The organism is Nocardia sp. NBC_01327 (genome assembly GCF_035958815.1).
Lineage (GTDB): Bacteria > Actinomycetota > Actinomycetes > Mycobacteriales > Mycobacteriaceae > Nocardia.
Genome location: NZ_CP108383.1, coordinates 8,592,610 through 8,614,280 on the forward strand (window position 1 = coordinate 8,592,610; position 21,671 = coordinate 8,614,280).

Consider the following 21,671-nt stretch of genomic DNA (forward strand, 5'->3'; position numbering starts at 1 on the left):
TGAGCCGCCGATGACATCTCCGAACGGGGGAGTCGGAGGCACTCGGCCCACCAGCCGTGTCCGGCCCTATGCGTTGACCTCCGGTCGCACCGAACCGGCAGTGGATCTGCCGCTCGAGGCGGTCGTCGAAACACTGTCCTACACCGCCCATTTCGACTGGCCCGCGGGTGACATCCGCACCGAGATCCTGCGGCTGGGCACGGCCCGGCTGTCGGTCGCCGAGATCGCCGCGCATCTGCAGCGACCTCTGGGAATGGTCCGGGTGGTGATCGGTGATCTCGTCGTCGCCGGGACCCTCCGCGTGCATTCGACTCTGAGCGACCAGGCGACTTTCGACGAGCGCCGCTCTTTGATGGAGAGGACCCTGCATGGACTCCGCGCCCTTTGACGGCGGGAGCTACAACGGGGGTGCGCCGCAGTACCCCAACGGCGGGCCCCAGTATCCCGGCCAGCAGTTCGCGAATCCGGGTGTAGCGCAGCAGCAGTACCCGCCCCGTCCGGGCGAGGAGTTCCGGGCCGTCGCCTCCACCAAGATCGTGGTGGCGGGCGGTTTCGGCGCGGGCAAGACCACCTTCGTCGGCGCGGTCTCGGAGATCGTGCCGTTGCGCACCGAGGCCATGGTGACCGCCATGTCGGACGGGGTCGACGATCTCGCCGCCACGCCGGGCAAGGAAACCACCACGGTGGCCATGGATTTCGGGCGCATCATCCTGCCCGGCAATATGGTGCTGTACCTGTTCGGTACACCCGGACAGCGCAGGTTCTGGTTCATGTGGGACGACCTCATCAAGGGCGCCATCGGCGCGGTGGTGCTGGTCGACACCCGTCGCATCGAGGACAGCTTCGCCGCGGTCGATTTCTTCGAGGCCAAATCGCTGCCGTTCCTCATTGCGGTGAACCGCTTCCCGAACGCGCCGCGTTTCCCGGTCGCCGAACTGCGAGAGGCCCTCAGCGTGCGCGAGGGGGTGCCGATCGTCGATATCGACGCGCGGGACGCGGGCGAGGTCCGGCGGACACTGGCGGCGGTCACCGAGTACGCGATCGAACGGCTGATGAACGCACAGCGCGAAACAGCGCGCCGCAGCTAGACATTCACGCTCACAGCTGGAGATGACGTAGGTAGGCAGGGGTTTCCGGGTGATCTATTTCTCAATGGGCTACTGGGTCATCGGCTTGGCACTGATCGTGTCGGTGGCCGGTGCGTCGTGTGGGCTGGCATGTATTCGCCAGTCCACCAAGTCGGTCACGCTCCGATTCCGGTTGCTGTGGCTGTTCGTCGCCGCCAGTTCCATCGGCGGCGTCGGCATGGCCATGCCGGTGTTCGTATCGATGCTCGGCTTCAGTGTGAAGGGCAGTCAGGTCCGCTATGACAGCCTGCTGACCACGCTGTTCTCGGCACTGTCGGGTTTGACGGTGTTCGCGGGCCTGGTGATCGCGGGCAAGGTCCTGAACTGGTGGCGACTGACCGCCGCCTCGCTGGTCACGGCGGGCGGACTGGGATCGGTTCACCTGCTGCTGCTTTCGGCGGTGCAGGTGCAGGGCACCACCGACCGCAGTCTGGTGTCGGTGATCGCGGTGTACGTGATCGCGGCGCTGCTGTCGGCGCTGCTGCTGTGGTTCAGCCTGTGGGCCAAGTCGGTGCCGGTGCTCATGGCAGGGTCGCTGGCCTACGCCATTCTGGTGACCGGCATGCACTACGCCGGACTCACCGGATTGCAGGTGCACGTGGATCCGGCCGCGTCGCTGCCCAAGGGTGACGACCTCTTCAACTTCTTCGTGCCGTTCTTCATCATCGGCTCACTGTCGCTTGCCGTTCCGATCACGGCGATCCTGGTCGCGCCGGACCGGCGGGAAGCCCGGCAGGCGCCGCTGGGCCCCGAAATCGATCTGTCGCACAGCGCCTCGCTGGCGGTCTCGTCACGCAAGAGCGGCCGCGCCAAGGTGTCCGCGCGCTAGCGCCCGCCACCACCGTCCTCCGGGCCGGGTCGCCTCGTTCCGACGAGGAGACCCGGCCCGAGGCGTACGGCGCGGTTCAGCCCTCGGGTGCGGGCGTCTCCCCCACCGTCATCGCCGGATCGAGCAGTGCGAACATCTCCCCCTGCGGCGCGGCCAGCACGGCCATGCGGCCGAACGGCCCGTCCTGTGCGGGCAGGAGCACGGTGGCGCCCAGTTCCGCGGCCCGGCGCAAACCCTCGTCGAGTCCGTCGAACTGGAACCAGGTGAGCCAGTACGGCTGTTCGGGTGCGGCGCCGGCGGCGGTGTCGTCATTGATGCCACCGACCGGCTCGCTCGCCCCCGGCGGCACCAGCGTCCCGTAACGCATTGCGCTGTCTCCGAATTCGGTGACCGTGAAGCCGAAGACGCTGGAGTAGAAGGCCTTTGCGGCCTCGTAGTCGCCGGTGTGCAGATCGTTCCAGACGTAGGCCCCGTGCTCGTTGTGCACGGCCGCGCCATTGTGCGCTCGCGCCTCCCACACCGCGAAGGGTGCGCCGGAGACGTCGGCGGCGACGAACATGCGGCCGAATTCCATGACGTCGAAGGGCGGCACCAGCATTCGCCCGCCCGCGGCGGTGACGCGTTCCGCGCTGGCGTCGGCGTCCGCGACAGCGAAGTAGGTGGTCCACACCGAGGGCACGCCCGCTTCGGGTTTGGGACCGACGCCCGCGATGGCCTGTCCCTCCCGCAGGGCCATCAGATACCCCCCGGTTTCTTCCCCGCCGCCGTGGACGTCCCAGCCGAACAGTTCCGCATAGAACTCACCGGCTTTGACCGGATCGTCGACCTGGCAATCGATCCAGCACGGTGTACCCGGGGACCACGCCTCGTTGCGAACAGGCATCGGTTATCTCCGTTTCTGAAGTAATGCAAAGACATTTGTAAGTGCAAACGACAAACCTGACGTGACGCCGCTCACACGGCCGCACCCAGTCAACCACTCCGTCTCGACAAATTCAGAGGGTTCGGCCGGGTCGATGACCCCCGACTTCGGGAATGCGGCACCCCCGGCGCGACTCGCGAATTACAGTGACTGTCATGCGTTTCGGGTTGGATTACGCCGCAGGCCGGCCCCCCGCGAGCGCCATCCGGGCGGCCGGTTTCGATTTCGTCATCCGCTATCTCTCCGATGGCGGGCCCACGCTGCCTGGCAAGCTGCTCACCCCCGCCGAGGCCGACGATCTACGCGCGCACCAGGTGTCGATCGTGTCCAACTGGGAGACAACGGCCGCCCGCATGCTCGACGGATTCGGCGCGGGCGTCACCGATGCGCGCGCCGGGCTGGCCGTGGTGCTGCGCTGCGGCGGACGGCCGGATCGGCCCATCTACTTCTCCGCGGACTTCGACGCGTCCCCGCAGCAGCAGGCCGCCATCGCCGCCTATCTCGACGGTGCGGCCAGCGTGCTGGGGCGGGCGAATGTCGGTATCTACGGCGGGTATTGGCCGGTGAGCCGGGCCCTCGATGCCGGGTCGGCGACCTGGGCATGGCAGACGGTGGCCTGGTCGGGCAGCAATCGGGAACCGCGCGCGCAGCTTCTGCAGACCGGGGCGCAGGTCACGGTCGCCGGTGTGCAGTGCGATGTGAACGAATCCGACGATGTGGATTTCGGCCAGTGGGACTTCGAACCGGAGGAACAGGACTTGACGCCCGAACAGGACCAAATACTGCGCGATATCCAAACCCAGCTGCGCGGCCCCGGACTGGCCGGCTGGCCGCAGCTCGGCGACGATCCGGCAGGACAGCACAATACGGTGGTGGACGGCCTGGCGGCCGCGCTCGCCAAGATCGATGAACTGCGCACGGAGATCAGCGATCTGGAGGCGACGACCCACGAGCTGACCAGTGAGGTGACCCGGCTGTCCGGGAATCACTGGCCCTTCCCGCTCTCGCTCATCGAGGGACCGGCCATGGCGGTCGCCGATCAGCTCGCCCGACTGGAGCAGATGCTGCCGGCGCTGCCGCTGCCCGGATGGGGTGAAAGCCCGAAGAACGGACAAACCACCACAGCGGCCAGTCCTGTTGCCACAGTGGACAACCGAATTGGTTGATTTGTCGGAATTTCTCCGGCAGGTAAATGCGGTGGAACACCCTCAGAAGTGGCGATGAGCGGGTTCTTCTGTTGTCAGAAGAACCCGCCCTCGGCCACGAGGATACCGTCGCAACAGCACGAATTCACAACTTTGAGAAGACTTTTTCGACCCACTGCACAAAGGCAGCCCACCTGCCCTTACGCAACACGTGAGCAGATCTATGGTGGCGCAGCGACATTCCCACTATCGTCGGCTGGGTCCGAACGTGCTCTATCGAAGGAGGCTCAAGTGGCCGTCAACGTGGTACTCGACAAAGCTCTCGACAAGGCGTACGAAAACAAGACTCTCGCGGAGATCCTCGCGGCCCCGCCGTCGGCGCTGGCCGGACTCACCGAGAAGCACGATGTGCAGCTGCTCGAGGCCCTCGGTGTGAAGACCATCGCCGACCTGGCCAAGAACAAGTACTTCCAGCTCGCATCCACCCTCGCGGACCTGGCAGCCAAGGAGGGCTAGACCCCTCCACGCAGGTGCCGGGTGCTCGCATGAGCACCCGGCGCCGCAGTGTCGTCCCTCCCCGGGACCGCTCAGAGCTTGTCGAGATCGATCATTCCGCGCTGCACCGCGCGCACCAGTTTGCGCGGTATGCGATGCACTACACCGGCCACCGTGACCGGAACAAGATCGGGCGCAGTGGCCTTCCATTGCGCGCGGCGACTTCGGGTATTGGAACGCGACATCCGCCGCTTCGGAACAGCCATGTCAGTTCTCCTGTCCGGGAGTCGAATTACTCGCGCCGCGTATGCGTTTGCCGTATCGGCGTTCGAACTTCTCGACGCGACCCGCCGTATCGAGGGCTCGCTGCGAACCCGTCCAGAACGGATGGGAATCGGAAGTCACATCGACGATCATGTGCGGATAGGAATTACCGTCCTCCCATTCCACCGACCGGTCGGAGATCGCGGTCGAGTGGGTGAGGAAACGCTTTCCGGTACTCGCATCCTCGAAGATCACCGGATGGTAATCGGGGTGGATTCCTGCTTTCATCGCATCACCTTTCGTTCTGGCGGGAGCCGCCGTCGCCGGTCGCCGGCGTGGATCGGGTTGTGTCGCAAGGTTCCTCGTGCTGCTCGCCGAACGGATCCGCCCACCCGGCGACACGATCGGGCGCGAAACGCACCTGCCGCAGCTCGTCGTCGTCCACCAGCGCCCAGTGCAGGGCATGCCGGATCTCCTCGGCATCGGCGTCGTGCACGAGGATCACCAGCGAGGTGTGCCGGTCGCCGAAATGCTCGTGCCAGCGCAGCGCGGCCATGAGATCGCGTTCGGGAGCGACCAGGGCGCGTTCCTCGGAAGTCATGGCGGCCAGCCACTTTCCGGCCCCGCCGACCCGCATGCCACCGCCCGCCGACTCCAGCCACACCACCTCATCGGGCTGGGTGGCCAGCCAGACCCGGCCGCGCGCGCTCACCACACCGTCCAGCAGCACATCGATGGCCGAGTGCAGACGGTCCGGATGGAAGGGGCGATCGGTGTCGAATTCCACCAGTGCCACACCGCAATCCGGCTCCAGCGGCGGTTGACCGCGCAGCAGGGACGTGTGCGGATCGAAACCCGCGCCGCGGCGCGCCTCCGGGGGAATCCGGTCGAGCAGGCCGAAAAGCGCATCCGCGCGCAGCATTTCGGAGGGTGCGGACCCGCCGAGGGATGCGGGCTCGTCCAGCCAGGCGATCGGCGCACCCGGCGCCAGGCGGGCCAGTACCGCGGCCGTCCGCATGCGCTCGTCCGGATCCGCATCACCGTCGAAACCCAGTAGGGCATCGGCGAATTCGACCTGGCCGACCGCCAGCTGCGCCACGGTGCGATCGTCGTCGACGGTGGCATGGCCGCGCTCGGCGAGGGTTTCGTCGCCGGTGGCGTCGGCGAGCCAGTCCCGGGCGTCCAGGCAGGTGAGCACGGCTTCGATACGCACATTGCGGGCGGCCGGTCCGTCGACCCGGCCGATCACGCCGGTGACCACCACATCGCGGATGGCCTGGCAGACGGCCTCGGCCTCGAAGGCCGGATCCAGCGCAAGCACTATGCGCCGCACCGAATCCCGCTGTGCGAGCACGCACAGGTAGGGCAGCAGATCGGCGCGCAGCGTGCAGGAGACGCAACCGTGCGCCAGCTCGAGGACCGTCACATCCGCACGGCCGTTCAGATGCACCGTGCGGCGCACCACGCCTTCGCGCAGTTCGGTCAGATCGTGACGGACCACGACGGTGCCGGGCTCCGCGCCCAGCCGGCGGGCCGCCTGCCGCACGCCGTCCGCGGCCCGGCCGGGGAGTCCCGCAATGACCAGCACGGGTGTGGGAGATGGCACCGGTACTCCTTTCGACAATGATTTTCATTTACCGAGGGCTCAGCGTACATTGGAATAAACCCGTTGTCGAAAACGATTGTCATCATCAGGAAGGAGCGTCCATGTCGGCCATCTGCCAGGTCACCGGTCGCAAGCCGGGGTTCGGCAAGTCCGTATCGCACTCACACACCCGGACCAACCGGCGCTGGGACCCCAATATCCAGCGCAAGACCTACTACCTGCCCGGTGAAGGCCGCCGCATCACGCTCACCGTCTCCGCCAAGGGCATCAAAACCATCGACCGCGACGGCATCGAAGCGGTCGTCGCCCGGCTGCGCGCCCGCGGCCAGAAGATCTGAGGAGAGACCGATGGCATCGAAATCGACCGAACTCCGGCCGATCGTCAAACTCGTATCCACCGCCGGGACCGGATACACCTACGTCACCCGCAAGAACCGGCGCAACAACCCGGACCGCATGACGCTGCGCAAGTACGACCCCGTCGTCCGCAAGCACGTCGAATTCCGCGAGGGCCGGTGACGTGGCCAAGAAATCCAAGATCGCCAAAAACGAAGAGCGCAAACAGATCGTGGCCCGCTACGCCGAGCGGCGCGCGGAACTGAAGGAGATCATCCGCAAACCCACCAGCTCAGCGGAGGATCGGGCCACCGCACAGGCCGCCCTCGCCCGGCAGCCGCGTGATGCCAGTCCGGTACGATTGCGCAATCGGGACGCCACGGACGGTCGCCCCCGTGGTCACCTCCGGAAGTTCGGCCTCTCACGAATACGCGTACGCGAGATGGCCCACCGCGGAGAATTGCCCGGTGTACACAAATCGAGCTGGTAAGCATCCACAGATCTCGTGAGTAAGGAACCGCTGATATGGCAGTGAAGCGAGCACCGTCGAAGAAGGTCCGGGCCGAAGCGGGCCGCAAGCCCAAGAAGAACCCCCTCATCGCGGCCGGCATCGAAGTCGTCGACTACAAAGACGTGAACCTGCTGCGCACGTTCATCTCCGATCGCGGCAAGATCCGCAGCCGCCGCGTGACGGGCCTGACCCCGCAGCAGCAGCGCCAGGTCGCCATCGCGGTGAAGAACGCCCGCGAAATGGCACTGCTGCCGTTCACGAGCCGGTAGCGGCTCGCCTCCCTGGACGAAAAATGAAGCGCCCCAGATGCTTTCGCATCTGGGGCGCTCCGTTCAGCTGGTGTGACGCATCCGCGATTTACGGGATGGTCAGGACCTGGCCGACGTCGATGGCGTCGGGGTTGGCGATACCGCTGGCATTGGCGATGTCCTGGAAGCGGTTGCCGTCGCCGTAGAAGCGCTCGGCAATGGCCCACAGGGTGTCGCCCGGCTCGACCGTGTAGGTCTGCGCGGCCGGCGGAGCCTCGACCGGAGCCGGAACCGGCTCGTCGACCGCGGCGGCGACCGTCTCGGTCTCGGCCTGGATCGGGCTGTCGGTATTGGTGCCGGTCGACCAGACGCCGCTGCCGTCAGTGCCGTAGAGCACGACATTGCGGTCCGGCTGGACGACGAGGCGCTCGACGCCCTTGCCGTCGGTGCTGGTGGACCACTCGGCGCCGCCGTCTTCCTTGTACAGGACGAAATTGCCGTCGGCCTGCAGCGTGGCACGGGTGACACCCTTGCCGTTGGTGCCCGAGGCCCACTCGACCTTGCCGCTGGGGTCCGACAACACCAGGTTGCCATCATCTTGCAGAGTCAAGGAATAAGCGCCGCCCTTGAGCGACTGTCCGAGACCGAGTTCTTCGCCAACCTTCAATGCGTCGCCCACGGTGTGTCCTTTCCGGAAGGGGAGATCATTAGATAAGTCGATGGCGCGTAAGTGCATTCGCACATCTGGTACCGAGGTTACTGGTCCGCCCCCGGTCCGCGTGGTGATTACGCGCCGAGTCCTCGGATAATTTGGCTCACTGTCGCTGGGTGTTCGCCACGCGGACATATCCGCCCCGACCGGTCGGACCGTTAGGGTGGTGGCCATGTACGGGACCTGGGGCCGCCGCGCCCTGATCGCCACCGCCACCGCCGCACTCCTGAGCGTGACCGTGGCCGCCTGCGGAGACACCGGAAAGACTGCCGACCAGCCGAAAACGAGTACCGAGACCTCGGCCGTCCCGGACCCGGTGGAAGCCCCGCAGGGCCAGCCCGGCCGCCCCTTCACCGCCGATCCGACCATTGTGAACACGCACCCCCTGCAGTTCGACAGCTGGACCCGGGTCGGCGACAACAAGATCGCGGTCAACTTCACCACCGGCTCCCCCGAGTGCTACGGCGTGGACGCCACCACCACCGAGACCGACAAGACCGTCACCGTCAACCTGCGCTCGGGCACCCTGCCCGACGCGGTCGGCCGCATGTGCACCATGATCGCCGTCTTCGGCACCCTGGAAGTCCAGCTCAAAGCCCCGCTGGCGGATCGGAAAGTACTGAGCGGCAAATAATTCCGTACCGGTAGTCCCGAAAACAACGGAGCCGGTTGCCGATCGCAGCAGCGACCGGCAACCGGCTCCGAAATTCTTTGTGCCGCAGTGCGCGACGTGCCTCAGTGGGCGAAGTGGCGCGAACCCGTCAGGTACAGCGTGACACCGGCCTCGCGGCACAGCTCGATGGTGTCCTTGTCGCGAATCGACCCGCCCGGATGCACGATGGCGCGCACGCCCGCGTTCACCAGAATCTGCGGGCCGTCCGAGAACGGGAAGAACGCATCGGACGCGGCCACCGAACCGGCGGCGCGCTCACCGGCCCGCTCCACCGCCAGCTTGCACGAGTCGACCCGGTTGACCTGCCCCATGCCGACACCGACTGCAGCACCGTCATGGGCCAGCAGAATGGCATTCGACTTCACGGCACGGCAAGCGCGCCAGGCGAATTCGAGATCGGCCAGGGTCTCCGCATCGGCGGCTTCACCGGCCGCGAGCGTCCAATTGGCCGCGCTGTCGCCCTCGGCGTGCAGGATATCGCGATCCTGCAGCAGCAGACCGCCGCTGATCGGCCGCAGCTCCGCACCCTGCCGCTGCGCGGGGGTGGCGACGAGCACACGCACATTCTTCTTGCGCTGCAACACTTCCACCGCGCCATTGGCATAGGCGGGCGCCACGATGACCTCGGTGAAGATCTCGGCGACCTGCTCGGCCATCTCCACACTCACCTCGCGGTTGGCCGCGATGACGCCGCCGTACGCGCTGACCGGATCGGTGGCGTGCGCCTTGCGGTGCGCCTCGGCGATATCCGCGGCCACGGCCACGCCACACGGGTTGGCGTGCTTGATGATCGCCACGGCGGGCTCGTCGAAGTCGTACGCGGCCCGCCAGGCGGCATCGGCGTCGGTGTAGTTGTTGTAGGACATTTCCTTGCCGTGCAACTGCTCCGCCTGCGCCAGGCCCGCGGGACCGGCCACACTGGTGTACAGCGCGGCGCCCTGGTGCGGGTTCTCGCCGTAGCGCAGCACCGAATCACGGTTCCAGGTCGCGCCGACCCATTCCGGGAAGTGCTGTGCCGCATCGGATTCCACGCCCTCGGCGACCTGCGCGGCCGGTACGGCCACACTGGTCATCCAGCTCGCGACGGCCACATCGTAGGTGGCGGTGTGCTGGAAAGCCTTGGCCGCCAGCGCGGTCCGCTCGGCGACGGTGAAGCCGCCGTCCTGCACCGACTTCAGCACGCGGTCGTACTCGGCCGTATCGACGACCACCGCGACCGACGGGTGGTTCTTGGCGGCGGCGCGCACCATGGAGGGCCCGCCGATATCGATCTGCTCGACCGACTCGTCGATGCTCGCGCCACTGGCGACGGTCTGCGTGAACGGGTACAGGTTCACCACGACGAGCTGGAAGGCCTCGACACCGAGCTCGACGAGCTGATCGAGGTGCTCATCCTTGCGGGTGTCGGCCAGGATGCCGGCGTGCACGCGCGGGTGCAGGGTCTTGACCCGGCCGTCCAGGGTCTCCGGAAAACCGGTCAGGTCTTCCACTTTGGTGACCGGGATGCCGGCATCGGCGATCTTGCTCGCGGTCGAGCCGGTCGACACCAGCTCCACACCCGCGGCGTGCAGACCCGACGCCAGCTCGATCAGACCGGTCTTGTCGTAGACGCTGACCAGGGCCCGCTTGATGGATTTACGCTCAGCTGAGCCCGACTGCCGTTCGCTGCGCTCACTCACCGGAGAACCTCATCTGGGATAACTGCCTTTCGTCCATCGGAGACAATGCCTCGATTCGCGACCGCTGCGACGACCTCCGCCAGCAGCCGCCGCTCCACAACCTTGATGCGCTCGTGCAGGGTGGCCTCGTCATCGGAGGGCAGCACCTCGACCGCCTCCTGCGCGAGGATCGCCCCGGTGTCGACGCCCGAATCCACCAGATGCACGGTGGAACCGGTCACGCGGACCCCGTACGCCAGCGCGTCCCGCACCCCGTGCGCGCCCGGGAAAGCCGGCAGCAGCGCGGGATGGGTATTGATGATGCGACCGTCGAACCGCTTCAGGAAACGCGGACCGAGGATCTTCATGAAACCGGCGGACACCACCAGATCCGGTGCGAAGGCATCGACGATCTCGGTCAGCGCCTGATCCCAGGCATCGCGATCCTCGAAATCACTCAGCTCGACCATGAACGACGAAATATCGAAGGCCTCGGCATGATCCATGGCCGCGCAATCGCGATCCACTCCGACGGCGACGACCCGGGCCGGATACCCGGGCTTCCGAGTGGCTTCGAGCAGTGAACGCAGCAGCGAACCGGTACCGGAGGCGAGCACGACAACCGTCGCGGGCGCGCTCGGCGGTAGCAGCTGGGCAGGCGAGGAACTCAGCGCACTACTCCCTGTATGTCAGACGGAAAGGAGACGGCGGAATACAACCGCCTGCCCTAGAGCCTAGCGGGGCCGCCTCCCCGGAACTCTTGCGCCTATCTACCAGCCCACTCGGTCCCATTCGCGCAGTGCGGTCAGGTGCCCCGAAAGTTCTGGGGGTACCCCAGGAGTTACCCGGAACTCACGAAATCAGTGGTCGCCCTCTACTACTTCGGCGTCGAGGATTTCGGAGTCATCGGGTGCTCGATGTAGTTGCGGGGTGGGTTCGGGGTCGTCGTCGAGGAGTTCGCCGTCGAGCTCGACCACCTGGCCGGGGTCGTCATCGTCGTAGTAGTCGTCGTCGTATTCGTCGTCTTCGTAGTAGTCCTCTTCGTACTCGGTGTCGTCGTAGGTGTCGTCCTCGTAGTCGGCGCTGTAGTCGGAATCGTCGTAGTCGTAGTCGGCGGGCGGTGCGGGCGCGAACCAGCGGGCGGCCAGTACGCCCACGTAGCCGAGCACCGCGAGCCAGAGGAAGGCTAGCGCTGCCGCGACGGCGACATTCGGGCCGATCCAGCCGAACGTGCCGAGGTCTCCCCCGGCGACCAGGCCGAGGATGGTGAGCAGCACGGCGGCGACGCCGGCGGAGGTCAGCGTCGCCCAGGGGGCGCGGGGGTGATCGCCGGCATTGCGGCCGCAGTCCAGGCCGCCGAGCACGCCGATCGCGGCGGGAGCCACCAGCAGCACGAACCACCACGCGGCGGCCGGGCCCGACGGCACCGCCGCGACCAGCGGCACCGCGGGGACGGGCGCACCGTCGACACCGAATACGCCCAGCGATCCGGCGCCGATGTGGACCTCACCGCCGAGCAGTACGCTCACCGCGCCGACCAGCGCGTTCGGCAGGTAGGCCAGCGACAGCAGCGTCAAACCCAGTGCGCCCCAGAAATTTCCGGCATTGTGATACGTATCGCCGATCCGCGACCAGTGCACCAGGAACGACACCAGCGTGAGCACCCCCGCGACGGCCAGCAGTCGCCACACCGCGCGCAATCCGGCCCGCACGCCCGGAACCACCCAGTGCGGCAGCGGAATCGGCAGCAGATCGGTGTAATCGCGCCAGTGCCGCAGGCCCACACCAGCGACCACGGCCAGCAGCTGCAGGCCGATCACCCAGGCGAAGGCGACCGAGGTATTCGGCGGCTGCAGGGCCACGACCGCCGACGCGTCATCGGCCACGGCCAGGCATACCGCGGTCACCAGCAGCGGACCACCGACCGCCGCGCCCGCGATCCAGGCCAGATCGGTCGGCGTGCAATCACCCTCGGCGGCACAGTGATCGGCGGCCCGCGCACAATCGCGCGCCACCAGCCACAGCATCAGCCCGGTGGGCAGCAGCGGCCACAATCCGATGGCCGTCCGGCCGATCGTCAGCGGAACCTGATGCACCGCAAGCCAGCTCGCCGCAATGGCGCCGGACGCCCCCGACAGCCCACTCCCCGCCGCGAACAGCGTCCCGAACACCACCGCGAAAATCAGCAGCAGCGTAATGGCCGACGCGCGCGCCGCCACGAAGAACAACACCCGGGCCCGCTCGGGTGTGAGCGACCCGAACCCGCCCCCACCCGCCGAGACCGGACCACGCGGCACATCCCGCAGATCGTCAGTCACGCGAGCCAGGGTAGTTCTCGGGGCACTCATGGAAAACCAGCGTGGCAGCTCTCACTAACGGAAAGTGGCAGGCGCGCCGGACAACTCATGAGGTAATGCCAGGTCAGCAAGGTCTCATCGGGCTTTCTCGCGGCGGAATACGAAACGGCCCCCGATGTTCACCGGGGGCCGTTCGCGTATTCGCCTGTCGAGCGCTACTGCTTATCGTCCTGACCCGGGCGGAACGAGCGGGTCGCGTCCGCGGACGGGTCGGCGGACTGCTCGCCGCCGAACGGCTGCGCCGGACGCGCGGCCGGCTGGGCGCCGAAGTGCTGCGTCGGCGCGGCGTCACCACCGGCGGGCTGCTGCTGACCGTACTGCTGCTGGCCGTAACCACCACTCGGCTGCTGGCCGTAGGACGGCTGCTGCTGACCATAGGTCGGCTGCTGCTGCGAACCGGTCCCGTACCCCGCGGGCTGCTGCCCGTAGGACGGCTGCTGCGGGTACTGACCACCGGTGCCGTAACCCGGCTGCTGCCCCTGCTGAGCCGGCTGCCCGAACGCGGGCGGCTGACCCGGCTGACCGTAACCGGCCTGCTGGCCGTAACCCGGGTACTGCTGCTGCCCGCCGGTCTGACCGAACTGCTGCTGGCCGTAACCCTGCGGCGCGGCCGGCTTCGGCGCCGGCGGCTTGACGATGCCCGCCTCGAAAAGCACTGCCAGCACGGCGATCACGGCCTGCACGAAGGACAGGAACACGATCACCCAGCCACCCCACTTGGTGGCCAGATCACCGGTGAAGGAGTTGAACAGGATCGACAGGAAGCCCGCCACCGAGGCGGCCGCCACCACGGCGTTCCAGTTCTGCTTGGGCAGGATCAGCGACAGCCCCGCGAGCAGACCCGCGAAGAGCAGGATGCCGACGAGCAGCGGATCCGATTCGAAAAGGCTGTAGGTGAGGCTGAGTTCCTTGCTGCCCTTGTAGGGCGCCCACCCGAGCAGGAAGTTGATGACACCGAGGGCGGCGATGCCGACGGTGAGGAAGAAGGGAAGTCCCTTGCCTGGTGCGGCCGTCGTACTCGACCCTGCTGCGGGACCACCCGTGGGCTGCGAGCCATATCCAGGCGTGTTGGAAGGCGTCTGCGCGGGCCCGTTGTATCCCGAGCCCCCGGTCGGGTATGACATGTCGTCGTCTCCTATCGAGTCGTTCACGAACTCCCACCGACGCTACTGCACTGCACCGCCGAGAGCACCACCTACCACCGGCCGTGCCCATTCCGCAATAGCCGAAACCCCCTGTGCGCACAGCCGGATTCACCCCCCGCCGCCCCCACGACCCGAAAACGGCGAAAGCCGCCTCCCCAACGGGGAGACGGCCCTCAATGCTCGTATATCGATGGCGACACCTGATTTCGCGAGTTCGGGGTAACTCCCCGGGCACCCCCGAAATCGGTGTCCCACCGGAACCGCACCACGCGTCCCCAACCCCAACGGCTCCCAGCCGGGCGCTAAAGATTCGGAGAGGCGGAACGGCTCAGGCGGTGATGCTTGCCTTCTCCAGGATTTCGCGCGCCAGGGCGGCGGTCTCGGACGGGGTCTTGCCGACCTTCACGCCCGCGGCCTCGAGGGCCTCCTTCTTGCCCTGAGCCGTGCCCGCACCGTCGGAGACGATGGCGCCGGCGTGGCCCATGGTCTTGCCCTCGGGCGCGGTGAAACCCGCGACGTAGCCGACGACCGGCTTGGTGACATTGGCCTTGATGTAGGCCGCGGCCCGCTCCTCGGCGTCGCCGCCGATTTCGCCGATCATGACGATGAGCTTGGTCTCGGGGTCCTTCTCGAACGCCTCGATGGCGTCGATGTGGGTGGTGCCGATGACCGGGTCGCCGCCGATGCCGATGGCAGTGGAGAAACCGAAGTCCCGCAGCTCGAACATCATCTGGTAGGTCAGGGTGCCGGACTTGGAGACCAGGCCGATCGGGCCCTTGCCCGCGATGGTGGCCGGGGTGATGCCGACCAGCGACTCACCCGGGGTGATGATGCCGGGGCAGTTCGGGCCGATGATGCGGGTCTTGTTGCCCTTCTCCACGTTGTAGGCCCACGCGTACGCGGAGTCCTGCACGGGGATGCCCTCGGTGATGACCACGAGCAGCGGGATCTCCGCGTCGATGGCCTCGAGGATGGCGTCCTTGGAGAACGCGGGCGGCACGAAGGCGATCGAGGTGTCGGCCCCGGTCTTCTCCATGGCCTCGGCGACGGTCGCGAACACCGGCAGCTCGACGGGGTTGCCGTCCTTGTCGGTGTGCGACACGGTGGCGCCGGCCTTACGGGCGTTGACGCCGCCGACGACCTGGGTGCCTGCCTTCAGCATCAGTGCGGTGTGCTTGGTGCCCTCACCGCCGGTGATGCCCTGGACGATGACCTTGTTGTCCTTGTTGAGGAAGATCGACATTTTGGTTTGTGTCCTTACTTGGCGGCGGCCAGTTCGGCAGCCTTGTCGGCGCCTTCGTCCATGGTCTGAGCAAGCGTCACCAGCGGGTGCGCGAAGTCGGCGAGGATCTGGCGACCCTCTTCGACCTTATTGCCGTCGAGCCGGACGACCAGCGGCTTATTGGCCTCGGCGCCCAGGGTGTTCAGCGCGCCGACAATGCCGTTCGCGACCGCGTCACAGGCGGTGATGCCACCGAAGACGTTCACGAACACGGACTTGACCTGGGCGTCGTTCAGGATGACGTCCAGACCGGCGGCCATCACGGCAGCCGAGGCGCCGCCGCCGATGTCCAGGAAGTTGGCGGGCTTGACGCCGCCGTGGTTCTCACCGGCGTACGCGACGACATCGAGGGTCGACATGACCAGACCCGCGCCGTTGCCGATGATGCCGACCTCACCGTCGAGCTTCACGTAGTTGAGGTCGTTCTGCTTGGCCTTGAGCTCCAGCGGATCGGTCGCGTCGATATCCGCGAACTCCGCATGGTCGGGGTGGCGGAACTCGGCGTTCTCGTCCAGCGTGACCTTGCCGTCGAGGGCCAGGATCTGGTTGTCGGGGGTGCGGACCAGCGGGTTGACCTCGACCAGGGTGGCGTCTTCCTTGACGAAGACCTCCCACAGCGCCTGGATGGTCACGGCCGCGGCGTCCAGAATGTCGGCGGGCAGGTGGCCCTGCTCGGCGATGGAGCGAGCGAACGCCAGATCCACGCCCTTGACGGCGTCGACCGGAATCTTCGCCAGCATCTCGGGCTTCTGAACGGCGACCTCTTCGATCTCCATGCCGCCCTCGACCGAGCACATGGCCAGGTAGCTGCGGTTGGAACGATCGAGCAGGAAGGAGATGTAGTACTCCGAGGCGATGTCCTTGGCCTCGGCGACCAGGACCTTCTTGGTGATGTGTCCCTTGATGTCCAGGCCCAGGATGTTGGTCGCGTGGGTGAAGGCGTCATCGGGGGTGGCGGCGTACTTCACGCCACCGGCCTTGCCGCGCCCACCGGCCTTGACCTGCGCCTTGATCATGACAGGCTTGCCGATTTCTTCCGCGATCGCGCGCGCTTCCTCGGCCGTGTCGGTGACGCGGCCCTCCGACGAAGGCACTCCGTGCTTCACGAAGAGTTCCTTCGCCTGATATTCGAAGAGATCCATGTACTCACCGTCTCGTCTGCGTTGTTGTGACAACGTCTGTGTTGGTGGCCCGTGGTCGGCCCGTAGCGACTGCTTGCATGTCACTCGAAAGGGCCAGGGGGTCGGGTCGGACTCTAATCAGTCACACGAAGCCGAAATCAGCCGCATACAGCCTAAGTGGCGCAGGTCACGGTACTGTCTCTGTGCTTACAAAACGCCTCGTCAATGCTACTCGCGGGTAGCTTGTTGACGGTGCGCCAGGTAGGACACTCGAATCCCGGAGAGTGACCGGGAGTACTACGTGTCGTCGTTGACATGGCGCACTTGGTTACCCAAAGCACAGTGCGGAAATTCCGTCGCCTAAGGTGATGAATGTCACACACGCGCGCCGAACCATGTCCATCGCTTGCTGACCCGCAATCGTTTCGTTACCGTCGATGCGGTCGATGTCACAACCCGGTCACGACAGGAGGACGGCAGGCTTGACGCAGCACAGCGCTCCGCAGGTAGAGCATCGCTCCGCAGGCACTCCGTCAGCACCGCGGCTTCACCAGGGTCAGCTCCGATGAGCGACGGCCCCTTCCCCGAAACTCTGCGCGCCAGCCGCGGCCATCGCTATCGCGATGAGGCCGAGAATGCCGGCGGCGCAACGCATTCCGCCACACCCCAGGCCACTCGCGGGCAGGTCTCGCACGGCGACTGGGAGGCCGCGCGCTCCTGGCACGCACCCGCGGTGAGCCGCCAGCCCCAGCCCGATTGGCAGGCCGCGCAAGCCGCATGGGAGCCCCGCGCCGATACCGGCGCCGCCGGTGATTGGTCGGCTCCCGCCGCCGACGGCTGGGCCGCACCCGAGCAGGCCGGGCAGTCCCGCGCCGAATGGGATGCGCCCGCCGATCCCGCGCCCTCCGCCGATTACCGGCCGGTCTACACCTTCCGCACCGCCTCCGGCGCCCGCCTCGATTTCTCCGGTGACGGCGCCCGCGTCGATCAGCATGGGCCCGAGGGCGATTCGGCCGAGCCGGCCCCGGCCCGCTCCGGCGGTCGCCGCCGTGCGGCCGGTTCGCACCGTGTTCCCAGCCCGCCGCACTCGCTCAAGGGTCGCGCCGCGGTGGTGGCCGTGGCCGCCGGCGCGGTGGTCGCCGCCGGGCAGAGCGGTCTGGAGACCAGCGCTCCGCACGCCGACAATGTCGAATACCAGGCCGCCGCCCAGGTTCGCGATCTCGCCGCGACCCAGAACCTCGCCTCCGACGCGCCGAGCGGCGCCCCGCAGGTCCTGAATGTCGGCACCGCCGCGGATGTCAACCAGTTCAACGACATTCTGCAGAAGGGCCAGAAGTACGCGGCCGATCTGACCGCCGCCGCGGACTCCAAACTCCGCCCGCTGTTCACCAAATTCGCGAGCGGCACCTTCACCTCCGGCTTCGGCACCCGCTGGGGCGTGGAGCATCTCGGAGTGGACGTGGCCGCCCCCATCGGCACGCCCATCTACGCCGTAGCCGACGGCAATGTCATCGACGCGGGTCCGGCCTCCGGTTTCGGCATGTGGGTCCGCCTCCTGCACGATGACGGCACCATCACCGTCTACGGCCACGTCGACACGGCCGTCGTCTCGGTCGGCCAGCGCGTCCTCGCGGGCGATCAGATCGCCACCGTGGGCAACCGCGGCTTCTCCACCGGCCCGCACTGCCACTTCGAAGTCTGGCTCAACGGCTCCAACAAAATCGACCCCCTCCCCTGGCTCGCCTCCCGAGGCATCTCCCTCGGCATCGAGCGGGACTAGCGACAACACACACGAACTGCCCACCAGATCGAATTCTGGTGGGCAGTTCGCGTTTCCAGGGCGCATCCCCCTTCGCCCTCCCGCCACGTCCCCCGGCATCCGGCACTCCGCCCTCCGGGCGCATCCTCCGCCATCCCGGCGCATCCTCCGCCATCCGGGCGTAGCCTCCGCCATCCGGGCGCAGCCTCCGTCATCCCGGTGCGCTTTTGGCCGGGATCCACAGAAGCGGTTGCGGCACTGCTCATATCGCATCCCGGCCGAAAGCATGCCGGGATGACAGGGGCGACCGCATTGGCAGCCGACCCGAATTCCGGTGCTGTCCTCAGAGTTTGACGATGGTGCGGCTGTAGCTGGGGATGAGGCGGATTTTGCCGGCGGTGCCGAAGTCGATGGTGACGGTGGCCAGGGCGCCGAAGCCTTCGGCGGCGACGACTCGGCCGAGGCCGTATTTGTCGTCGCTGACGCGGTCGCCTACGGCGAGGACCAGGCCGGAGTTATTGCGTTTGCCGGTGCCGCCCGCGGCGGAGGGGGCGGGGCGGCGTTCGCCGCGGACGCCGGGGCGGGGTTCCCAGCCGTCACCGCGGGTCCAATCGCGGTCGAGGCCGTCGTCGTCACCGCGGCGGCGCAGGCTGCGACCGGTTTGGGAGACGACGGGTTCGAGGCGGCGCCAATCCATCAGGTGGCCCGGGATTTCCTGCAGGAAGCGGGATTCGGGGTTGGAGACGGGCTGGCCCCAGCCGGAGCGGACCACCGCGCGGGTGAGGTAGAGGCGCTTGCGCGCGCGGGTGATGCCGACGTAGGCGAGGCGGCGTTCCTCGGCGAGTTCGGTGGGGTCGCCGAGCGCGCGCATATGCGGGAACTGGCCGTCCTCCCAGCCGGTGACGAAGACGACGGGGAATTCCAGGCCCTTGGCGGTGTGCAGGGTCATCATGGTGACCACGCCGGTGCCCTCGTCCGGAATCTGGTCACTGTCGGCGACCAGTGAGACGCGTTCGAGGAAGGCGGCGAGCGTTCCGGGGTCGGGCTCGCCCTCGGCCTGCTCGGGCACGATGCCCTCGGCCGCGGCGGCCTCCACATTGTTGCGCGCCTCGGAGCTGAACTCGCGTGCCACGCTGACCAATTCATTGAGGTTGTCGAGCCGCGCGCCGTCCTGCGGATCGTCGGAGGCCTCGAGTTCGCGGCGGTACCCGGTGCGGTCGAGCACGGCTTCGACGATATTGCCCACATCGGGGAAGTCGAGATCACCCTGCACACCCGCGGCCCGGATCTCGTCGAGCAGTTCCACGAATCCGGCGATGGCCCGCTGCGCGCGGGTATTGAGCAGTGCCACAGTGCCGTTGGCGGCATCACGAAGCGCCTGCGCGAAGCCGATATCGCGCTGTTCGGCATGCACGGCGACACAGGCTTCGGCGCGATCACCGATGCCGCGGCGCGGCGTATTGAGAATGCGGCGCAGGCTCACCGCATCGTCCGGATTCTGCAGCACCCGCAGGTAGGCCACGATATCGCGGACCTCTTTGCGCTCGTAGAAGCGCACGCCGCCGACAACCTTGTACGGCAATCCCATGCGAATGAAGATCTCTTCGAGCGCACGGGAGTTGTTGTTGGTGCGGTAGAACACCGCGACGTCGTTGTAGTTGGCATCGCCCGCATCGACCAGCCGGTCGATCTCGCGCGCCACGAACGAGGCCTCGTCGTGCTCATTGTCTGCGACGTAGCCGACAATCAGATCGCCGTCACCGGCATCGGTCCACAGCTTCTTGTCGCGCCGATTCTCATTGCGCGAGATGACCGCGTTGGCGGCGGCCAGAATATGCTGGGTGGAGCGGTAATTCTGTTCCAGCAGAATGGTTTCCGCATCGGGGAAGTCGCGTTCGAACTCCTCGATATTGCGGATGGTCGCGCCGCGGAACGCGTAGATGGACTGGTCCGCGTCACCGACAACACAGAGTTCGCTGGGCGGCACCGCATCCGGCGACTCCGGGGTGAGGGTGTCGTCGTCACCCCATGCGGTCCGGTGATGCCCGACGAGTTCGCGCACGAGGGTGTACTGCGCGTGGTTGGTGTCCTGGTACTCGTCGACGAGTACGTGCCGGAACCGCCGCCGGTAGTACTCGGCCACCTGCGGATGCCGCTGCAGCATGCCGACCGTCTCGCCGATGAGGTCGTCGAAGTCCATGGCATTGGCCGCGCGCAGCCGCCGCTGGTACTCGTCGTAGACGCGGGCGACCAGGCGCGGCAGTTCGGCCTCCTCGGTCTCGGCGTCGGCGGCGGCCTGGGCCGGATCGATGAGCTCGTTCTTGAGGTTGGAGATGGCGGTGGCGAGCAGGCGCGGCGTGTACTTCTTGGCGTCGAGATCGAAGTCACGGCTGACCATGGCCAGCAGCCGGCGCGAGTCGTCGGCGTCGTAGATGGAGAAGTTGGAGTTGAGCCCGGCGACCAGCGAGGCCTGGGTGCGCAGAATGCGCACGCAGCTGGAGTGGAAGGTGGAGACCCACATACCGGCCGCGCGCGGACCCACCAGACCGGCCACGCGCTCCCGCATTTCGGCGGCGGCCTTGTTGGTGAAGGTGATCGCCAGGATTTCGCCCGGGCGGACACCACGGGCGTCCAGCAGGTAGGCGATTCGCCGGGTGAGGACAGCCGTTTTGCCGGATCCGGCGCCCGCCACGATGAGCAGCGGAGTCCCGGTGTGCACCACCGCCGCGCGCTGTTGCGGATTCAAACCTTCGAGCAATTGCTCGGTCTTCTGCTCGTCCTGCGCCACCGTCGTCTTCATCGCCCAACCACGCTACCGGCGACCACCGACAGGTACGCAGTCCGGCGGCAGAAGGTGTCCGATAAGTGCCGGTGTGGCGAACTCGAGGAGAACCGCGGCGGTCGAAAAACTCAGGAGATTCACAAATGATCATGTTTTGGTTTGCCTGCCCCACGTGGCACACTGGCCTCATGACCGGCGCTTTGGCGACTGAATACACCTGAGCGCGCCCCGCGGGGGACAATGTAGGGCGCACGAGGTCACATTCTTGGTGAAGAACCGATCGGTAACGAGTCGGGGCCGCCTGCCGATCGACGTTCTGGACCACGAGGAGTTGAAAGTATGAGCATCTCGACGACGGGGCAATCCGAGCCTGCCACCGGAGCGGACTCCGCCAAGCCCGCCGAAGCCGCGCCCGCCCCTGCGGCGGCACTGCTCCCGGAAGCGGAGATCGACAAGCTGCGCAAGGAAATCGACAAGCTCGACGCCGAGATTCTCGCGGCAATCAAGCGCCGTACGGAGGTCTCCCGCATTATCGGGCGGACCCGCATGGCCAATGGCGGCACCAAGCTCGTGCACTCTCGCGAGATGAAGGTGCTGGAGCGTTTCAGCGAGCTGGGCCAGGAGGGTCACACCCTCGCCATGCTGCTGCTTCGCCTCGGCCGCGGCAGACTGGGTCACTGACAGCCCACCCCGCACACC

At 67.0% G+C, this 21,671-nt stretch carries 24 protein-coding genes; 12 read left to right on the top strand and 12 right to left on the bottom strand.

What is annotated here, in order from left to right:
• The first annotated feature begins 10 nt into the window (after positions 1-10).
• Genes OG326_RS39675 through OG326_RS39685 form a run of 3 tightly spaced genes read left to right on the top strand, consistent with a single transcriptional unit; the run spans position 11 to position 1,956 of the window.
• On the top strand, positions 11-388 hold the full coding sequence (locus OG326_RS39675; protein ID WP_327142226.1) for a DUF742 domain-containing protein: 378 nt from the start codon (positions 11-13) through the stop codon (positions 386-388).
• On the top strand, positions 369-1,088 hold the full coding sequence (locus OG326_RS39680) for a GTP-binding protein (protein ID WP_327142227.1): 720 nt from the start codon (positions 369-371) through the stop codon (positions 1,086-1,088). The genes OG326_RS39675 and OG326_RS39680 overlap by 20 nt, the downstream gene beginning before the upstream one ends.
• Before the next feature lie 49 nt (positions 1,089-1,137).
• On the top strand, positions 1,138-1,956 hold the full coding sequence (locus tag OG326_RS39685; protein ID WP_327142228.1) for a hypothetical protein: 819 nt from the start codon (positions 1,138-1,140) through the stop codon (positions 1,954-1,956).
• Between the two features lie 76 nt (positions 1,957-2,032).
• Here the strand turns inward: OG326_RS39685 and OG326_RS39690 are convergent, their stop codons facing one another.
• Complete coding sequence (locus tag OG326_RS39690) at positions 2,033-2,839, bottom strand: VOC family protein (protein WP_327142229.1); 807 nt, start codon at positions 2,837-2,839, stop codon at positions 2,033-2,035.
• 194 nt (positions 2,840-3,033) lie between these two features.
• Between OG326_RS39690 and OG326_RS39695 the strand changes: the two genes are divergently transcribed.
• Together OG326_RS39695 and OG326_RS39700 are read left to right on the top strand one after the other, a co-directional pair.
• Positions 3,034-4,044: a DUF1906 domain-containing protein gene (locus OG326_RS39695; protein ID WP_327142230.1), complete on the top strand. Its 1,011-nt coding sequence runs from the start codon at positions 3,034-3,036 to the stop codon at positions 4,042-4,044.
• Between the two features lie 270 nt (positions 4,045-4,314).
• Positions 4,315-4,539, top strand: coding sequence for a hypothetical protein (locus tag OG326_RS39700; protein ID WP_327142231.1), 225 nt, complete (start codon positions 4,315-4,317; stop codon positions 4,537-4,539).
• 71 nt (positions 4,540-4,610) lie between these two features.
• Here the strand turns inward: OG326_RS39700 and rpmF are convergent, their stop codons facing one another.
• From rpmF to mrf, 3 genes are read right to left on the bottom strand one after another with little or no spacing between them, the layout of a single operon-like run.
• Positions 4,611-4,784, bottom strand: coding sequence for a 50S ribosomal protein L32 (gene rpmF, locus OG326_RS39705; protein WP_327142232.1), 174 nt, complete (start codon positions 4,782-4,784; stop codon positions 4,611-4,613).
• 1 nt (position 4,785) lies between these two features.
• Positions 4,786-5,070, bottom strand: a complete 285-nt coding sequence (locus OG326_RS39710; RefSeq protein WP_327142233.1) for a type B 50S ribosomal protein L31 — start codon at positions 5,068-5,070, stop codon at positions 4,786-4,788.
• A gap of 4 nt (positions 5,071-5,074) precedes the next feature.
• Positions 5,075-6,388: a ribosome hibernation factor-recruiting GTPase MRF gene (mrf, locus tag OG326_RS39715; RefSeq protein WP_442790883.1), complete on the bottom strand. Its 1,314-nt coding sequence runs from the start codon at positions 6,386-6,388 to the stop codon at positions 5,075-5,077.
• Between the two features lie 101 nt (positions 6,389-6,489).
• Between mrf and rpmB the strand changes: the two genes are divergently transcribed.
• The 4 genes from rpmB to rpsR are packed head-to-tail and all read left to right on the top strand — an operon-like array spanning position 6,490 to position 7,504.
• On the top strand, positions 6,490-6,726 hold the full coding sequence (gene rpmB, locus OG326_RS39720) for a 50S ribosomal protein L28 (RefSeq protein ID WP_327142234.1): 237 nt from the start codon (positions 6,490-6,492) through the stop codon (positions 6,724-6,726).
• A 10-nt stretch (positions 6,727-6,736) separates the two neighbouring features.
• Positions 6,737-6,907, top strand: coding sequence for a 50S ribosomal protein L33 (gene rpmG / locus OG326_RS39725; RefSeq protein WP_297613398.1), 171 nt, complete (start codon positions 6,737-6,739; stop codon positions 6,905-6,907).
• A 1-nt stretch (position 6,908) separates the two neighbouring features.
• Positions 6,909-7,214, top strand: coding sequence for a 30S ribosomal protein S14 (gene rpsN, locus OG326_RS39730; RefSeq protein WP_327142235.1), 306 nt, complete (start codon positions 6,909-6,911; stop codon positions 7,212-7,214).
• Positions 7,215-7,249: 35 nt separating this feature from the next.
• Positions 7,250-7,504, top strand: a complete 255-nt coding sequence (gene rpsR / locus OG326_RS39735; RefSeq protein WP_327142236.1) for a 30S ribosomal protein S18 — start codon at positions 7,250-7,252, stop codon at positions 7,502-7,504.
• Between the two features lie 88 nt (positions 7,505-7,592).
• Here the strand turns inward: rpsR and OG326_RS39740 are convergent, their stop codons facing one another.
• A complete protein-coding gene (locus tag OG326_RS39740; RefSeq protein ID WP_327142237.1) occupies positions 7,593-8,162 on the bottom strand; it encodes a LysM peptidoglycan-binding domain-containing protein in 570 nt (189 codons plus the stop codon).
• 205 nt (positions 8,163-8,367) lie between these two features.
• Here OG326_RS39740 and OG326_RS39745 point away from each other — a divergent pair, with 205 nt between their 5' ends.
• A complete protein-coding gene (locus tag OG326_RS39745; protein WP_327142238.1) occupies positions 8,368-8,829 on the top strand; it encodes a hypothetical protein in 462 nt (153 codons plus the stop codon).
• A gap of 101 nt (positions 8,830-8,930) precedes the next feature.
• Here OG326_RS39745 and purH read toward each other — a convergent pair whose 3' ends face one another.
• From purH to sucC, 6 genes are all read right to left on the bottom strand, one after another.
• Positions 8,931-10,547, bottom strand: a complete 1,617-nt coding sequence (gene purH / locus OG326_RS39750) for a bifunctional phosphoribosylaminoimidazolecarboxamide formyltransferase/IMP cyclohydrolase (protein WP_327142239.1) — start codon at positions 10,545-10,547, stop codon at positions 8,931-8,933.
• Positions 10,544-11,197, bottom strand: coding sequence for a phosphoribosylglycinamide formyltransferase (purN, locus tag OG326_RS39755; protein ID WP_327146742.1), 654 nt, complete (start codon positions 11,195-11,197; stop codon positions 10,544-10,546). Before purN ends, purH begins: the two co-directional genes overlap by 4 nt.
• Before the next feature lie 189 nt (positions 11,198-11,386).
• On the bottom strand, positions 11,387-12,844 hold the full coding sequence (locus tag OG326_RS39760) for a cell division protein PerM (RefSeq protein WP_327142240.1): 1,458 nt from the start codon (positions 12,842-12,844) through the stop codon (positions 11,387-11,389).
• A gap of 194 nt (positions 12,845-13,038) precedes the next feature.
• Positions 13,039-14,007, bottom strand: coding sequence for a DUF5336 domain-containing protein (locus OG326_RS39765; RefSeq protein WP_327142241.1), 969 nt, complete (start codon positions 14,005-14,007; stop codon positions 13,039-13,041).
• A gap of 349 nt (positions 14,008-14,356) precedes the next feature.
• Positions 14,357-15,271 carry a succinate--CoA ligase subunit alpha gene (gene sucD / locus OG326_RS39770; protein ID WP_327142242.1) on the bottom strand — a complete coding sequence of 305 codons (915 nt, stop codon included), beginning with the start codon at positions 15,269-15,271 and terminating at the stop codon, positions 14,357-14,359.
• Positions 15,272-15,285: 14 nt separating this feature from the next.
• Positions 15,286-16,452 carry an ADP-forming succinate--CoA ligase subunit beta gene (gene sucC, locus OG326_RS39775; protein ID WP_327142243.1) on the bottom strand — a complete coding sequence of 389 codons (1,167 nt, stop codon included), beginning with the start codon at positions 16,450-16,452 and terminating at the stop codon, positions 15,286-15,288.
• A 544-nt stretch (positions 16,453-16,996) separates the two neighbouring features.
• On the opposite strand from sucC, the gene OG326_RS39780 reads away from it, so the two are divergent.
• Positions 16,997-18,211, top strand: a complete 1,215-nt coding sequence (locus OG326_RS39780; protein WP_327142244.1) for a M23 family metallopeptidase — start codon at positions 16,997-16,999, stop codon at positions 18,209-18,211.
• Between the two features lie 322 nt (positions 18,212-18,533).
• Here the strand turns inward: OG326_RS39780 and pcrA are convergent, their stop codons facing one another.
• Positions 18,534-20,990, bottom strand: coding sequence for a DNA helicase PcrA (gene pcrA / locus OG326_RS39785; RefSeq protein WP_327142245.1), 2,457 nt, complete (start codon positions 20,988-20,990; stop codon positions 18,534-18,536).
• Between the two features lie 321 nt (positions 20,991-21,311).
• Between pcrA and OG326_RS39790 the strand changes: the two genes are divergently transcribed.
• Complete coding sequence (locus OG326_RS39790) at positions 21,312-21,653, top strand: chorismate mutase (protein ID WP_327142246.1); 342 nt, start codon at positions 21,312-21,314, stop codon at positions 21,651-21,653.
• Positions 21,654-21,671: the final 18 nt, after the last annotated feature.

What these genes read in the sequence shown, in the direction of transcription:
- OG326_RS39780 (WP_327142244.1), top strand. Translation starts at nt 16,997, where the DNA reads ATGAGCGACGGCCCCTTCCCCGAAACTCTGCGCGCCAGCCGCGGCCAT.
- rpmG (WP_297613398.1), top strand. Translation starts at nt 6,737, where the DNA reads ATGGCATCGAAATCGACCGAACTCCGGCCGATCGTCAAACTCGTATCC.
- OG326_RS39680 (WP_327142227.1), top strand. Translation starts at nt 369, where the DNA reads ATGGACTCCGCGCCCTTTGACGGCGGGAGCTACAACGGGGGTGCGCCG.
- OG326_RS39790 (WP_327142246.1), top strand. Translation starts at nt 21,312, where the DNA reads ATGAGCATCTCGACGACGGGGCAATCCGAGCCTGCCACCGGAGCGGAC.
- rpmB (WP_327142234.1), top strand. Translation starts at nt 6,490, where the DNA reads ATGTCGGCCATCTGCCAGGTCACCGGTCGCAAGCCGGGGTTCGGCAAG.
- OG326_RS39690 (WP_327142229.1), bottom strand. Translation starts at nt 2,839, where the DNA reads ATGCCTGTTCGCAACGAGGCGTGGTCCCCGGGTACACCGTGCTGGATC.
- pcrA (WP_327142245.1), bottom strand. Translation starts at nt 20,990, where the DNA reads ATGAAGACGACGGTGGCGCAGGACGAGCAGAAGACCGAGCAATTGCTC.
- OG326_RS39695 (WP_327142230.1), top strand. Translation starts at nt 3,034, where the DNA reads ATGCGTTTCGGGTTGGATTACGCCGCAGGCCGGCCCCCCGCGAGCGCC.
- sucD (WP_327142242.1), bottom strand. Translation starts at nt 15,271, where the DNA reads ATGTCGATCTTCCTCAACAAGGACAACAAGGTCATCGTCCAGGGCATC.
- OG326_RS39765 (WP_327142241.1), bottom strand. Translation starts at nt 14,007, where the DNA reads ATGTCATACCCGACCGGGGGCTCGGGATACAACGGGCCCGCGCAGACG.
- rpsR (WP_327142236.1), top strand. Translation starts at nt 7,250, where the DNA reads ATGGCAGTGAAGCGAGCACCGTCGAAGAAGGTCCGGGCCGAAGCGGGC.
- OG326_RS39675 (WP_327142226.1), top strand. Translation starts at nt 11, where the DNA reads ATGACATCTCCGAACGGGGGAGTCGGAGGCACTCGGCCCACCAGCCGT.
- OG326_RS39745 (WP_327142238.1), top strand. Translation starts at nt 8,368, where the DNA reads ATGTACGGGACCTGGGGCCGCCGCGCCCTGATCGCCACCGCCACCGCC.
- sucC (WP_327142243.1), bottom strand. Translation starts at nt 16,452, where the DNA reads ATGGATCTCTTCGAATATCAGGCGAAGGAACTCTTCGTGAAGCACGGA.
- rpmF (WP_327142232.1), bottom strand. Translation starts at nt 4,784, where the DNA reads ATGGCTGTTCCGAAGCGGCGGATGTCGCGTTCCAATACCCGAAGTCGC.
- OG326_RS39710 (WP_327142233.1), bottom strand. Translation starts at nt 5,070, where the DNA reads ATGAAAGCAGGAATCCACCCCGATTACCATCCGGTGATCTTCGAGGAT.